Genomic DNA, 13,385 nt, shown 5'->3' with positions numbered 1-13,385 from the left:
GCGCTCGGTTCGAAAGGCAAAAGCCTCCGCTCCCGAAGGGTCGGACAGATGGAGACGGGGACGATTCCGATCGACAGCCTCTCCGGCGGACTCGACCTGTACCGGACGCTCGAGAGCGGCCAGAGCTACTGCTGGCGACGGAGCGACGGCGAGATGTACAGCGGCACGCCGCCCGGCGAGGCGTGGTATTACACCGTCGTCGATGGTGAGGTAATCCGTATCCGGCAACTCGATGGGGTCCTCGAGTGGGAGTCGACGACCGACGCCGAGGCGACCGTCCGTCGACTGGTTCGACTGGACGACGACCTCGAGGCGATCGTGGCGGCCGCGCCGGACGATCCGCTCCTCCACGAGGCCTACGAGGCCCACCGGGGGATGCGACTGGTCGAGGATCCGCCCTTCGGCTGTCTGATCTCGTTCATCTGCTCGGCGCAGATGCGCGTCAGCCGGATCCACACGATGGTTTCGACGCTGGCCCGCGAGTACGGCGACGCGTTCGGGTTCGACGGGGAGACCTACCACGCGTTTCCGACGCCGGATCAACTGGCGGCGGCGACCGAAGCCGAACTCCGCGACCTCGGACTCGGCTACCGGGCACCCTACGTCGTCCGCACGGCCGAGATGGTGGCGAGCGGCGAGGCGCATCCGGCCGAGGCTCGGGCCCTCGAGTACGAAGCCGCCCGCGAATACCTGACACGATTTGTCGGCGTCGGCGACAAGGTAGCCGACTGCGTCCTGTTGTTCTCGCTGGGCTTCGACGAAGCCGTGCCGCTGGACACGTGGATCAAGTCGGCCATCGAGGACTACTACCCGAACTGTGATCGGGGCTCCTACGCCGCGACCTCGCGGGCACTTCGGGCGGAACTGGGCGGCGAGTACGCGGGCTACGCCCAGACGTACATCTTCCATTTCCTCAGAACTGGTGGAAGAGAGGCTTAGAGAGGTAATATCGGAACATAACGCTGTATCGGAAACCCACGGAAACCGTTCCGGTCAGTATCCCAGTATAGGGTTTACTCCTGTAGGAGGTGTCTGTGTGTGAGCTCCGCGACCGACGGGTTCGGCCCGTTCTGCGGAGCGCTCGGCTGTACCGATGACGCCGAGTACGTCATCGATCACCCAGAACACGGCGAGCGAACGGTCTGTTCGACCCACGCCAAGGACTGCGAGGTGATCCGCTTTGTCTGAATCGCCGGCTGCAGACGCGGTCGTGATCTCCCAACGCACGCTCGGTAAGTGCGTCTTCCTCGAGGACGAGATCAACGTCCTCCACGCAGAAACCGACGAAATCGATGCCCGCATCGAGCGCCTCGAAGGTGATCTCGATGGGTGAGACGCCAGAGGTCAGCCCAGAGGATGCGCTCCAGGTTGCCCAGCGTGCGATGAACCGCTGCTCGGATCTCGAGGATGAGGTCGAAAAGCTCCGGGAGGAAAACGGCGACCTCGCCGATCGTGTCACCGCACTCGAGCTGCGCTACCAGGACCTCGAGGAAACGAAGTCGTACGACGATCTCGATCGCGACGGTCGCGTTGGCCGCGTCCGTGAACACGCGTTCCAGCGAGCGACCAACGGCCATGGCAAAGCGACGCTCGACTACAACGACGTCATGTGGAGTGTCTTCGACGGCGAACCTAGCGCAGACTACTGCTACAAGTTGATGCGACTCGCCGCAGACGCTCCCGGATTCGAATACCGAGATCCTGCCGGGAAAGGGAAGCAACTGGCCGTCGACGCAGATGAGGCGAGAACAGGAGCCGCGTTTTCGTCCGCGAATAAAACGGATTCGGAGGGGGTGATCTGAGGATGGGTTCGTTCCATCGAGGGATTCCCCCTCCGTAAATCTGAGTGTAACTCAGTACAAGTGGTGTTGTGTAAATAAGTGTCCGTTAGCTGTGAGTACGCCGAATCCGACGCCGTCCGACGCCGTCGTTCAACGTCACGAAGGCTCGATTCGGTTTTATTCGCAGACGAAAACCGTGACCGATCCAATGTCAACCCAACAATCCCAAGACGAACCGATCACCGATCGCCTGGCGACGAAGTTCTATCGTCGCTACTACAAAGAGGCGATCGGGCAACTGGCCCAGAAGTATCCGAACGAACAGCGCTCCCTCGAGGTCGACTGGCGGGACGTCCACAAGTTCGATCCCGACGTCGCCGACGATCTCCTCACACAACCGGAGCAGATGCGTCGGTACTTCGAGGAGGCGTTGCGGATGTTCGACCTCTCGATCGACATCACGCTCAACGCCCACATACGCGTAGGGAATCTCCCGGAGGAACACACGTTCTACCCGGGCGAGTTCTCCCCATCCGAACATCTCGCTGACTACCGTTCGATCCGGGGTGAGATCACGAAGACATCCGACGTCTATCCGAAGATCGAGGAAGCGGCGTTCGAATGCCAGCTCTGTTCGACGCTCAACCGGATCCCGCAGGCCGATGGAGACTTCCAGGAGCCTCACGAGTGCCAGGGCTGCGAGCGACAGGGGCCGTTCAAAGTGAACTTCGATCAGTCGGAGTTCGTCGACGCGCAGAAACTCCGCATCAAAGTGCCGCCGGAACTGGCTGACGGCGCCGGCCAGAAGATCGATGCGTTCGTCGAGGACGATATCGCCGGCGACGTCACGGTCGGTGACCGCGTCGTCGTCTCGGGGATCATCCACTTCGAACAGGAGACGAAGAACTCGCAAAAGCAGCCGAAGTTCGATCCCTACCTCGAGGGCTGCCACATCGAGATCGAACAGACCGATCAACAAGATCTCGACGTCTCCTCACAAGAGCGCAAACGGATCCGCGAGCTCGCGGATGGTACCGAGGGTCTCCCGCTCGACGTAGGTGCACAGTCGCTGACGACGAAGGTCTTCGGCTACGATCTCGAGAAGAAGGCGCTCATCCTCGCGATGGTCTCTGGGGGACAGATTCAGTACGCTGACGGCGACAGCGACCGGTCGACACTGAACGTCTTTCTGATCGGTGATCCGGGAACCGGGAAGTCGAAGCTCATCGACCGTGCCGAGTCGATCGGGTGGCGGACCGTCGGCGTGACGAGCCGCCGAGCGACCGGGCCTGGTCTGACGGTCACTGCCGAACAGGACGACTTCGGCGACGGTGAGTGGTCACTGAAAGCCGGTGCGTTCGTGAAAGCGAACGGTGGGACGGTCTGCATCGACGAACTCGACGACATGGACCCGGACGTCCGCGCGTTCATGCTCGAGCCGATGTCGAAACAGAAGATCAACGCCTCGATCGCCGGCGAGCAGGCGACGTTCGAAACCCAGGCCTCGGTGATCGCTGCAGGCAACCCGAAACATGGGCGATTCGATCCGTACGAACCCATCCCGGAACAGTTCGACTTCCGGTCTGACCTGCTGTCGCGCTTCGACCTGATCTTCACCGTCCAGGACGTCCCCGACGAGGAGAGCGATCGGCAACTGGCCGATCACGTCCTCGACGTCCGCGATGGGGCGAAACGCGATGACAATCTCGACGAGGACGAGGACAAAGCGGAGCCGATCGTCGACCCTGAGATCTTCCGGAAGTGGATCGCTGTCGCAAAGCAGCAACCGAACCCGCCGTTCGAAAGCCAGGACGTCAAAGAACAACTGCGCGAGAGCTTTCTCGAGATCCGTAAGCTGTACGACGTCAGCGACAACTCCCCGGTTCCAGTCACCTTCCGCGACCTTGAGGGACTGGTCCGGATCGCGGAGGCAGCAGCGAAGTTCGAGCTCTCGGAGACGATCAAAGAGCGTCACGCGAAGATCGCGACGGAGATGGCCGGTCGGTCGATGCAAGACGTCGGGAAGAACGAGGATGGCGAGTTCGACGCTGACGTGGTGGAAGTTGGCCAGTCAAAGAGTCAGAAGGACCGCATGCAAACACTTGCCCAGGCGATCGCCGACCTCACAGCCGACTACAGTGATGGAGTCCCACGAGAGGCCGTCATCGAACACGTTCAGGAGGAACTTCGGCGAGATTACAGCGCCGATCGGCTCCACACAGATATGGACAACATGCTCCAAGCCGGCGAGGCAACTGAGCCACAGGATGACCACATCCGATACCTCGGGAGGGTGGCCTGATCATGTCGATGCAAACTCAACAGCAAGAGACGGAAGCAGAGCGCCGGAAGCGAACCAAGGAGGTGTACGAGACCGTCGTCCGAGTCATCGACTACAACAGCGGGCGCAAACAACCACCGCTGGCGAGCAAACCGTCGGTGGTCGGATCGCTCTGCCGATCGGGCTACTCGCTCGAGGAGATCTCTCGAGCGATCACGGCCGCTCGTCGGAACGGTGATCTGTTCCAGACCGACGACGCCGAAGGCTGCATCCGACTCGGGATCAACGACGCCACGAAACTGCTCGAGAAGATCGAAACGAACCGCTCGCATTGTGATGATCCGCGACGGGATGTGATCGGAATCGCCAATCAGCGAATCCAGTACCTGCGCAAGCAGGTGGACGGTGGTCAGAATGAGTGACCAGAATGCACACTCCACAGGCGCTACTGATCAGTCAAAACGACGAAAATCGCCACTGCCACATGGGCATTCCTTCCCCGATCCGATCGGGAGAAGCACTCCGTCTGGTAGTTCTCGCGAAGCTATTGGCTTTCCGCAACTTTCACAAATAGCGATAGTGGTTGGGCGATCTTGCAGTGATGTCATCGATTCGAGTAGAGAATGGACAGATAATAGCTTAAATCGAACTAGGATGCAGCAATCGTTATACACACATCTATTGGGCGCTATATTCCAGCGTCCACATCGCACACTACAACCGGACACACAGCGTGACCAGTCAGGAAACTCAACGCGAAATAAAGGGGGTGACCAGTAGTGCGCTACCCCGACGGTCACTGCCAGCGCTGCGGGGACCCACTCCGGTTCGTCCCGTGCTTGAACTGTCGTGATCTCCCTCGAGGTGACACAATCGATGCCTGAACAGGAACACCGAGACCAGATTGATGACCTCCCACCCAGTGCGAAGCTTGTCGTCTGGGTCCTCGAGGCGGAGGGGGAGCTCACGCAACAGGGTCTGATGGAAGAAACGCGACTCCACCAGCGTACGCTCCGGTACGCCCTCGATCGACTCGAAGAGGAAAGTCTCGTCGACTCCCGACCGAACCCATCCGATGCCCGGCAGAGTCTCTACTCTTTCAGTAGATAGCAGCACGATTTCTTTCTTCAGAATGGCCTGTGAAAATCGCGGCAAGTGTAGGTGAAGCAGGTAACGGAGGTCGGGAACGAAATCTCGATGATAGCGGTCGATTTTGCCCGAGTTTTGTTCATGATGAAATCGATCTCGCCACCTGATCCAATCGTAAGGGGATTAGGAGCGACGAGTCTCCGATTATGATTGACTACGACCGCGACCGGAGTTCTTCACCGGCCCCCGCTCGCCGTCGCCAGGATCGTAAATCCAGATCATGTTCGGTGGATCGTGTCCTTCGTTGTTCGTGTCCTCGCCGATCACGACACGTCCGTCATCCATGACAACCACGTTGTCCGGTTCTGAGATCGTCGTCTCAGGGTCGAACGGCTGTGCAGAGTCGAACGACTCGCTCATTCGCTCAAGGCCACGGCCGACGATACTTTTCTCCTCGTCCTCGTCATTTGGGATCGGATTGAATGCACAGTCCTGACAGACTGTACTCGCAGAGTCCGGACGTGCATCATAGGGACAGCCCCCACAAATGTTCGCGTCAGGCCCTCCCGTGATCACTGGTTCCATGCGCCCGACATCGAAGTCCTCGTCGAGTTCCATTCGGTAAATTGCGCCCCAACTGTCGCCCTCGATTGCGATATCGCCCTGTTCATCAGCCATCGTCGCATTCGTGTTCGACATGGCCATATAGAGGTAATCGCCCGGGATCGCATCCCGACGGATGTTGACGCCCTCCATTTTGCGGAATTCATCGGTTGCACCGACGGCCGCCGCGGCCGCACGGGATTCAAGAAACGCTGCGCGGTCGTCCTCGGCGTTCCCGTTCGCCCACGCTTCGATCTCGGCGTCGGTGACGTAGTCGGCATTCGGACCCGGCTCCTGATCATCGTATTCGGCGATCCAGCTTTCGATCTGCTCATCAGTACCGTGGGCGAGTTCGGTCCATTCAAGATCGAACCCTGCTGCGGCCACGTCAGTACTGTCGTCCTGTGTCGCTTGTGCTGCATACAGCGTTCCTGCCGAGAGGTCGCCTGCCTCGTCGGCGACGAACTTGAAGAAGACGGTGCCGGTCCCGTCGTCGCTCATGTAGGCGGTTTTCTCGTCGGGCATCACGACGGCGTTCTCGTGTGAGAATCGGCCCATCGCAAAGTGTTTCACTGGCTCGGGGTCGCCGGTTGGCTCTTCGATTTCAACAATATAGCCGTACCGGTAGGCGTTCGCGAACCGCCCGAGGTACGATGTCATCGAGCCTGCGCCGCTCCCGCTGCGGAACCAGTTTCTCGCATTGGGTTCGTACTCCTCGGAAGTGAGGGGTGTGCCCCACGGACTCACGGTACCGAAACAGTTGGTCCACGTCCCTTCGACATCCCGGAAGTCGACGTTCTCGCTCCCGAGGACCTCCCATTGGTGGTTCTGACTGTTTCCACGTCGCCCCTTCATCCGGAGGTGGAGCCGACTCACCATTCCTGGCCGAGCTTCCCAGTTGCTGAATAGGTATCCCTCGTTCGGATGTTCAGCCGGGACGAACCCGTTGAAATCCGGGTTATTCGCGCTCGTCAGCGGGTTGCCGTCCGGGCTATAGGGGACCCCGAGTCCCTCCCCGTCGTCGGTCTCGTCGCCGCCGTTTGCGAGCGGCTGGTACTCTCCCGCCGCTGTGTGAACTGTCGTCATGTCACCGTCGTCGGGAACCGGGACGCTCCCAAAGTCGCTCGGAAGATTGTGGAGGTCAACGCCCGTGAGCGCACCCAGGGTTCCCTTGTCAAACGGTTCCTCGTTCGATCCGCTCGGGTGTTGGATATTGAAGAAGAAGCGACCATTATCAGTCAGGAACATTCCGGTGATCTCCGCACCGCGGACGGTCGTCGCAAACCGGTTTAAGGTCGGCCCTTCTTCGGTGTGGGTATCGGACTTAGCGCTGGCACTCCCTGTCGAAGCCCCAGCTCCGAGACCGAGTGCGGTAAGAAGTGACAGTGCACCACGCCGGCTGTAGTATGTCGCCATCAAATAGCCGATTGTGGTTTCTTTAGATGAATCTTGATATGAGGAATATATAGCAATCTGTTGAGTTGCACAGTCCACTCGAGAGGAATTACTTGTCTTGATGGATCCTTTCAGGTAGTCTATTATTGCTCGGACTAAAAGCATCTGTAGTTACCGAATTGGGCCCCTCAGTTTCGAATTCGATTCTGGATAAAGAAATAGTATTACTAACTACTGTTTTGCCAGACTGAAAGTCACGAATTTCGTGACAATATAGTCTCTTAAGCACTACAATCACTATACCTGATATCAACGCGTTCCTCCTGGGGTCGTTGGTAGCGGCCCGGGTACCTCCAGAGCTATGTCTGTACACGCATCCACCCGACCGAAGAGCGTCGAGTGCGGACAGTGTGGTGACCAGTTCACCCTCCCCGCAGTCGAGGGCTCGTTCTGCTCGCCAGAGTGTCACGATGATCACCGGCGTCAAAAGCACGCAGGTAACTTCTTCGAGACGCTCGAGCACGATCACCGCTTCTGCTCGACGTGTGGGCGTCAGATCAAGGAGATCGAGAAGCCTCCGGAGCGCAACTCGAAGGGGAAGTCGATCACCGACGCCGCGATCGGCTGGGAACACATCACCGAACATGGCGAGTTCGGCATCAAGTCCCACATCCGCGACGACGGTGACGACGATCTCGACGTGCCCGATCTCGACTTCGAGGACGGCCACGATCCGGTCTACGTCTACGACGTCGACGGCGAAGATCACAACGTCGGCACCTACGCCGATTTTCGGAACCCACTGCCGCGCTCGATCGACGCCGCCGAACCGATCCCGGTCGGCACCGTCTGCTGCTGCGGTCAGACGGATCACAAACACGAGGACGACACGCTCCGGGGGCGCTACCCGTTCCAGACAGCGTACTATCTGGCACTCGCTGCCCGCGAACTCCGCCGCGAGGATAAGACGGACGTCCGCCTCGATCAGGAGCGACTGTTCGATGCCGTCCTCGAGCGCGAGTCGATCCGCGAGGCCTTCGCGTCGGCGGTGATCGTCCCATGACGGTCCAGTCCATCGCCAAGGGCCAGCCGGTCGAGGTTCGCTTCGCCGGTCGCGACGTCGAGGGCGTCGTCGAAGACGTCCGCTGGCACGCCTCCTGGAACAACCCACGCTCGGAGATCGTCGTCGACGCTGACGGCACGACCATCGCAACGGGTAGGGCGAACGTTTGTCTCCAGTAGTCCCCGATGTGGCCCGGCTTGCCCCTACCCGCCGGGCTGAAGGGGACGTCATCGCACCCGCTGACACTACTCGCTTCGGGGCGGTTGGCACACCGCGACTGACAGACTCCACGGTCCGTCCCGACCCGCGCCGGGATTCGGCACAAGCCTCGCAGACGCGACCCGGCGCACCCCGTTTTCATACACTGACCGTTCAGACAGTGACTTTCGATCACCGAATAACCGACTGACCATGAGCCATAGAGATGCACCGAAACTGGACCCGACTGCGTTGGAGAACTGGAACCGACCGATCGAACGACTGCGATGCGAGATGTACTGCCTCGGGAGGGCGCTGATGCCTGACGAAGAGACCCTCGAGAAGACGGTTGGTACGATCCTCCTCTTCGTCGTCTGGGCGCTGATCGTCCTCGGGCCGATGTTCTTCGATGCCGAACCGCCCCGGTGGGAGCTCCAGATCGCTATCACTGCCCTCGCGTTCTCCATCCTCGGTCGGATGTGGAACCTCGAGGTCGAGCGCCTTCTCAACGGGATCACAATCTCGACCAATGGCGGCCAGCCTCGAGACGACGATTGCGAGGACTAACCCATGACTGAGGACCTCACCGACATCGACGGCATCGGCCCAGCGATCGCCGAGCAGCTGCGCGAGTCTGGTTTCGAAACCGCCGACGACGTCATGACCGCCAGCGCCGACGACCTGGTCGACGTCCACATGATCGGAAAGTCCTCAGCCGAAGCGATCCTCGAGGGCGATTCCGAGGCCCACGGCGGTCGACCGTCGAAGTTCGAGGCGGTCAAGGACGATCTCCTCGAGGCTGCAGAGAAGCCACTGAACCACGAACAGGTCGCCAACCGAGGCGGCGTCTCGAAGCCGACACTCTACACGTACCTGGACGAGCACGAAGAGTTTTTTAACGAGTTCAAGCGCGCGCGAGGCCGAACTGCCGATCGACTCATCCAGCGCGGCCTCGATCCCGAGGACGAAATCGATATCTCGTTCGTCCGGTTCCTCCTCGAGCGTTCGTTCAAGTTCATCAAGACCGAACGCCAGGAGGTCGAGAGCGAGAACACGCACAAGATCGAAGGAGACGGATTCGTTGTCGAGTTCGCCGACGAGGTGTGACGGTGTCAGCGACAGTCAAACTCGACTGGTCCCCACACCCCGGACAGGTCGACGTCCTCGAGTCAGACTCGCGGTTTCGGATCGTCGGCTGTGGCCGGCGCTGGGGGAAGACGGAGATGTGCGCCAACGAGGCGCTCCGCCGGCTGGGCAAGCCGGATACGCTCGTCTGGTGGGTCTCTCCGACGTACGACATCGCGGACCTCGGGTTCAACGCGGTCGAGGACGTCGTCCCGGCGCCGCTGATGGACGGCGAGCCGAAGAAGACGAAGCCGAAGGAGATCAGCCTCACGAACGGCTCGCTGATCTCGTTCCGGAGCACGGACCGCGAGGACTCACTGCGTGGCGAGGGGGTCGACTTTTTGATAATCGACGAGGCGGCGATGGTCCCCGATCGCGCATGGCAGAAGGAACTTCGGCCGACGCTGTCGGACACGCTGGGCGACATGATCGCCATCTCGACACCGAAGGGCCGCAACTGGTTCTTCGAGTGGTTCGAGCGCGGCAACTCGAGCGACGATCACGACGTCGAGTCGTGGCAGTCGCCGACCTACCAGAACCCGTACGTGCCGGACGAGGAGGTCGACGCCGCCCAGCGCGAACTCCCGCAGCACGTTTTCGAACAGGAGTATCTCGCGGAGTTCAAGGAGGAGAGCGGCGGCGTGTTCTCCGACCTAGGCGACCGCGTATTCACACTCGAGGGTGACGTCGACGACCTCGAGGGGACGCCGCCGTACGCGCACGGCTGGGACTTGGCGCGGCATCAGGACTTTCTCGTCGGCATCGTGCTCGACGCCGAGGGGCGAGTCGTTCACTTCGAGCGCACCCAGAACGAGAGCTGGCCGCAGATCCAGAACCGGATCGAGAAGACGGCCGCCGAGTACGAGGGCATCGTCGCGATCGACGCCTCTAGGGACAACAAGATTGTGGGCGATCTCCACGACGCCGGCCTCGCGATCGAGCCGGTCAAGTTCAGCCCGAAGCGCAAGCGCGAGCTGATCGAGGACCTCATCACCCGCGTCGAGGGCGGCGAACTCACGGCCCCGGAAATCCCGCAGTTGCGTCACGAGATGTCCGTCTTCGAGTACGACGTCACGCCGAGCGGGACGGTCCGGTACGACGCGCCGGAGGGCTTCCACGACGACACGGTCGACGCGCTCGCCCTGGCCTCGTCACAACTCGAGCGGATCGGGGCAGTGATGCGCCGCCAACAGAAGCGCGACGAAGACGACAACAGCGAAAGTGCGGTGACCCATCTATGACTTCTGACAAGGACAACACCCGAGAGAAACACGGCACCGTCGGCGGCACCGACACGGTTGATAAGATCCGCGATAGTCTCGAGGAGGACGAAGACGATGAGTGACTCCGACGACGGCAATGTCTCGGTCACGGTATCGAAGATGGGCACCAACGACGCGATGTCGAAGGCTCGCGAGACCACCCAGCTCGACGAGCGTCATATCGCGACCGGGAAGGGCTGGGGGATCCGGCCGCCGTATCCACCGGAGACGTTGGCCGCCTTCTCGGAGCTCAACGAAACCCACGCGGCAGCGATCCGTAAGAAAGCGCGCTGGGAGGCGGGCTACGGCTTCGACATCGTCCCGCACACGTCGGTTGACCCCGAGAAGGCCAGCGACGACCAGCGCGACACCGTCGACGACTTCTGGTACGGGAGTGGGTCGCGGTGGCAGACGGGACCCGAACACACGCCGGCGACGACGCCGACAGAGGTCCTCGAACTCGCGCGGATGGACTACCACATGATCGGGTGGTGCGCGCTCGAGATCCTCGTCGCCCCCGATGGCACGCCGACCGGGCTGGCACACGTCCCAGCGACAACGGTCCGAGTTCGCAAGACCGAGAAGGAAACTGACGATGGTGAGACGATCGTGACGTCGGGTCACGGCTACGTCCAGCGCCGGCATGGGCAGCGCCGATACTACGCGGAGGCCGGCGACCGCTACCTGAACGAGGACGACCCGAGCGATCGGCGCGTCTTCGTCGACAAGGTCACCGGCGACGTCACCTACGACTCGGCCGAGGGGCTCAAGAACAGTCCGGCGAACGAACTCATCTTCATCCCGAACCCGTCGCCAATCGCGACCTACTACGGGATCCCCGACTGGATCAGCTCGATGGAGACGCTCGCGATGGATCAGGCGGCGAAGCAATACAACAAGGACAAGCTCGAGCACTTCGGGATCAGCCACTTCGCGGTGATCGTAAAGGGGGGCACGCTCACTGAGGACTCGAAGGACGAACTCCGCCAGATGCTGGAGGATCTCGAGGACAACCCGCATCGGGCGTCGGTCCTCGAAGTTGAGAAACTCCAAGAGGAGGCGAGCGGCATGGGCCTCGAGGGCGAGGGCGGCTCTGAGATCGAAGTGGAGCTCCGCCCACTCGCGGGCGACAACGCCGGGCAGATGGACTACGAGACACTCCGAAAGGAGGCCGAGCAGGACATCGCGAAGGTCCACGGTGTGCCGCCGGTCCTCTACAACCGACCGGGCCAGTCCAACCGGTCGAACTCGGAGGAGCAGGTCCGCGAGTTCGCCGAGGAGACCATCGCCCCTGAACAGCAGAAGTTCGAGGCACGACTCTACGAGATCATCCACAAGAAGGCGCTCGACGTCACGGACTGGACGATCGAGTTCGAGTTAAAGGGTGCCGATCGCCCCGACCGGGATGCGACGATCGCCCAGAAGCGCATCGGTGCGTCGAACGGCACACTGACCGTCGACGAGGCTCGAGCCGAGCTGGGGAAGGACCCGCTGCCCGAGGACCACCCGATCGATGGCGAGACACTTCTCGCGAACCTGGGCGACCAGGCGGCCGCCGTCCCGGACGATCGGCCGGAGGATGCGCCGCCGGTCAAGAACATGGTCGGCACGCGCGAGTCGATTGACGTCGACCGCGAGGCGGTCAAAGACGACGAGAATGACCAGGTCCGGATGCAGGAGTTCGACTCGAGCAACATCCACAGCGCCCTTTATCAGTCGCTGACCGAGGACCTGTACGTCCGCTTCCACGGTGGCGAGGATAGCCAGGATCGGATCTACGTCTACCTCGGCGTCGACGAATCGGAGTGGGACTCGTGGACCAGCGCCAGTTCCGCGGGTTCGTATCACTACGACTCGATCCGGATGAGCTACCCGTACGAAGAGTTGACCAACACAACCGGTTGGCCGCAGATCGGTGCCTAGTCTAGTAGGCAGTGACCCTGATTGCAGGCGAGCCTAAAATATTTACAGATATTCTGCTTCACTTGGGATGAACTGATCTACCTTGGATTGGATATTAGGTGGGACACTATTGATTCGGATTGGATTTCCATTCTTCGTAATACGGACATACTCTCCGCTATAGACTGAAAAGCTAAACTTATTGTCGTCATCTTTCAAAATCACCTCTGCCTCTTCGTGCTCAATATCTGCCGTTTGGGCGTTTACAGACGACGGCCAATTGACTGTCGAATTATCTATATACTTTTGCATGACAGTCACCACCCGATCTGGAATATCCACGAGATCAACGGCCTCATATTCATGAAACACATCAAATGTTGGCCGGTCTGTTTCATAGGTCAGTGATCCGAACACGTCACCGTCCTTGTTCACGAAAAGGCTGTAGACATCGTTCCAAGATGCATCTTGTTCCTTACTTTCAGTGTCTCGAATACGAAGTCGAATTGAGGTCTCAATGTTACTATTACCAGACATCTGGTGATGATTGGGTTGCCCTTGTGAAATATATATTGACTATCTTTTGAATTTTGATATTCTGTAGTCATCATACGATAACGAATAGATTGGCGGCGATGACGGTACGCCCTCGTCGGGGCCTCTGCCCGAGATCTGTTCCGGCGTTC

General features: G+C 60.2%; 15 protein-coding genes. 13 read left to right on the top strand and 2 right to left on the bottom strand.

Annotated elements, in window-relative coordinates; all coding sequences use genetic code 11:
- The first annotated feature begins 48 nt into the window (after nucleotides 1-48).
- The 7 genes from ACSFC7_RS19750 to ACSFC7_RS19720 all read left to right on the top strand — a co-directional run bounded on the left by ACSFC7_RS19750 (nucleotide 49) and on the right by ACSFC7_RS19720 (nucleotide 5,172).
- The gene (locus ACSFC7_RS19750; RefSeq protein WP_436344521.1) at nucleotides 49-939 is read left to right on the top strand and encodes a DNA-3-methyladenine glycosylase family protein; all 891 of its coding nucleotides are present in this window, start codon (nucleotides 49-51) and stop codon (nucleotides 937-939) included.
- A 99-nt stretch (nucleotides 940-1,038) separates the two neighbouring features.
- Nucleotides 1,039-1,188 carry a hypothetical protein gene (locus ACSFC7_RS19745; protein WP_436344520.1) on the top strand — a complete coding sequence of 50 codons (150 nt, stop codon included), beginning with the start codon at nucleotides 1,039-1,041 and terminating at the stop codon, nucleotides 1,186-1,188.
- Nucleotides 1,181-1,333, top strand: a complete 153-nt coding sequence (locus ACSFC7_RS19740; protein ID WP_436344519.1) for a hypothetical protein — start codon at nucleotides 1,181-1,183, stop codon at nucleotides 1,331-1,333. The genes ACSFC7_RS19745 and ACSFC7_RS19740 overlap by 8 nt, the downstream gene beginning before the upstream one ends.
- Entirely contained in the window at nucleotides 1,326-1,802 is a 477-nt protein-coding gene (locus ACSFC7_RS19735) for a hypothetical protein (RefSeq protein WP_436344518.1), read from the top strand. Before ACSFC7_RS19740 ends, ACSFC7_RS19735 begins: the two co-directional genes overlap by 8 nt.
- Nucleotides 1,803-1,989: 187 nt before the next feature.
- A complete protein-coding gene (locus tag ACSFC7_RS19730; RefSeq protein WP_436344517.1) occupies nucleotides 1,990-4,083 on the top strand; it encodes a minichromosome maintenance protein MCM in 2,094 nt (697 codons plus the stop codon).
- 2 nt (nucleotides 4,084-4,085) lie between these two features.
- A complete protein-coding gene (locus ACSFC7_RS19725) occupies nucleotides 4,086-4,484 on the top strand; it encodes a hypothetical protein (RefSeq protein WP_436344516.1) in 399 nt (132 codons plus the stop codon).
- 454 nt (nucleotides 4,485-4,938) lie between these two features.
- On the top strand, nucleotides 4,939-5,172 hold the full coding sequence (locus ACSFC7_RS19720; protein WP_436344515.1) for a MarR family transcriptional regulator: 234 nt from the start codon (nucleotides 4,939-4,941) through the stop codon (nucleotides 5,170-5,172).
- 183 nt (nucleotides 5,173-5,355) lie between these two features.
- On the opposite strand, the gene ACSFC7_RS19715 is transcribed toward ACSFC7_RS19720, so the two are convergent.
- Nucleotides 5,356-7,314, bottom strand: coding sequence for an alkaline phosphatase PhoX (locus ACSFC7_RS19715; protein ID WP_436344514.1), 1,959 nt, complete (start codon nucleotides 7,312-7,314; stop codon nucleotides 5,356-5,358).
- 196 nt (nucleotides 7,315-7,510) lie between these two features.
- Here ACSFC7_RS19715 and ACSFC7_RS19710 point away from each other — a divergent pair, with 196 nt between their 5' ends.
- The 6 genes from ACSFC7_RS19710 to ACSFC7_RS19685 all read left to right on the top strand — a co-directional run bounded on the left by ACSFC7_RS19710 (nucleotide 7,511) and on the right by ACSFC7_RS19685 (nucleotide 12,720).
- The gene (locus ACSFC7_RS19710) at nucleotides 7,511-8,212 is read left to right on the top strand and encodes a hypothetical protein (RefSeq protein WP_436344513.1); all 702 of its coding nucleotides are present in this window, start codon (nucleotides 7,511-7,513) and stop codon (nucleotides 8,210-8,212) included.
- Nucleotides 8,209-8,391 (top strand): hypothetical protein, encoded by a 183-nt coding sequence (locus tag ACSFC7_RS19705; protein WP_436344512.1) that lies wholly within the window; start codon nucleotides 8,209-8,211, stop codon nucleotides 8,389-8,391. Before ACSFC7_RS19710 ends, ACSFC7_RS19705 begins: the two co-directional genes overlap by 4 nt.
- A gap of 337 nt (nucleotides 8,392-8,728) precedes the next feature.
- Nucleotides 8,729-8,977, top strand: coding sequence for a hypothetical protein (locus tag ACSFC7_RS19700; protein WP_436344511.1), 249 nt, complete (start codon nucleotides 8,729-8,731; stop codon nucleotides 8,975-8,977).
- A gap of 3 nt (nucleotides 8,978-8,980) precedes the next feature.
- A complete protein-coding gene (locus ACSFC7_RS19695) occupies nucleotides 8,981-9,517 on the top strand; it encodes a helix-hairpin-helix domain-containing protein (protein ID WP_436344510.1) in 537 nt (178 codons plus the stop codon).
- Nucleotides 9,518-9,519: 2 nt separating this feature from the next.
- Entirely contained in the window at nucleotides 9,520-10,776 is a 1,257-nt protein-coding gene (locus ACSFC7_RS19690; protein WP_436344509.1) for a terminase large subunit domain-containing protein, read from the top strand.
- A gap of 96 nt (nucleotides 10,777-10,872) precedes the next feature.
- Nucleotides 10,873-12,720: a phage portal protein gene (locus ACSFC7_RS19685; protein WP_436344508.1), complete on the top strand. Its 1,848-nt coding sequence runs from the start codon at nucleotides 10,873-10,875 to the stop codon at nucleotides 12,718-12,720.
- Nucleotides 12,721-12,762: 42 nt separating this feature from the next.
- Here ACSFC7_RS19685 and ACSFC7_RS19680 read toward each other — a convergent pair whose 3' ends face one another.
- Entirely contained in the window at nucleotides 12,763-13,236 is a 474-nt protein-coding gene (locus ACSFC7_RS19680; RefSeq protein WP_436344507.1) for a hypothetical protein, read from the bottom strand.
- Between the last annotated feature and the right edge of the window lie 149 nt (nucleotides 13,237-13,385).

The organism is Natronorubrum halobium (genome assembly GCF_051351675.1).
Classification (GTDB): domain Archaea; phylum Halobacteriota; class Halobacteria; order Halobacteriales; family Natrialbaceae; genus Natronorubrum.
Note: the sequence above shows the minus strand (reverse complement) of the source record. Positions and strands in the feature narration are given on the sequence as shown.

Coding starts and splice junctions, on each gene's coding strand:
- ACSFC7_RS19750 (WP_436344521.1), top strand. CDS start 49: ATGGAGACGGGGACGATTCCGATCGACAGCCTCTCCGGCGGACTCGAC.
- ACSFC7_RS19735 (WP_436344518.1), top strand. CDS start 1,326: ATGGGTGAGACGCCAGAGGTCAGCCCAGAGGATGCGCTCCAGGTTGCC.
- ACSFC7_RS19730 (WP_436344517.1), top strand. CDS start 1,990: ATGTCAACCCAACAATCCCAAGACGAACCGATCACCGATCGCCTGGCG.
- ACSFC7_RS19725 (WP_436344516.1), top strand. CDS start 4,086: ATGTCGATGCAAACTCAACAGCAAGAGACGGAAGCAGAGCGCCGGAAG.
- ACSFC7_RS19720 (WP_436344515.1), top strand. CDS start 4,939: ATGCCTGAACAGGAACACCGAGACCAGATTGATGACCTCCCACCCAGT.
- ACSFC7_RS19715 (WP_436344514.1), bottom strand. CDS start 7,314: ATGCTTTTAGTCCGAGCAATAATAGACTACCTGAAAGGATCCATCAAG.
- ACSFC7_RS19710 (WP_436344513.1), top strand. CDS start 7,511: ATGTCTGTACACGCATCCACCCGACCGAAGAGCGTCGAGTGCGGACAG.
- ACSFC7_RS19705 (WP_436344512.1), top strand. CDS start 8,209: ATGACGGTCCAGTCCATCGCCAAGGGCCAGCCGGTCGAGGTTCGCTTC.
- ACSFC7_RS19700 (WP_436344511.1), top strand. CDS start 8,729: ATGCCTGACGAAGAGACCCTCGAGAAGACGGTTGGTACGATCCTCCTC.
- ACSFC7_RS19695 (WP_436344510.1), top strand. CDS start 8,981: ATGACTGAGGACCTCACCGACATCGACGGCATCGGCCCAGCGATCGCC.
- ACSFC7_RS19685 (WP_436344508.1), top strand. CDS start 10,873: ATGAGTGACTCCGACGACGGCAATGTCTCGGTCACGGTATCGAAGATG.
- ACSFC7_RS19680 (WP_436344507.1), bottom strand. CDS start 13,236: ATGTCTGGTAATAGTAACATTGAGACCTCAATTCGACTTCGTATTCGA.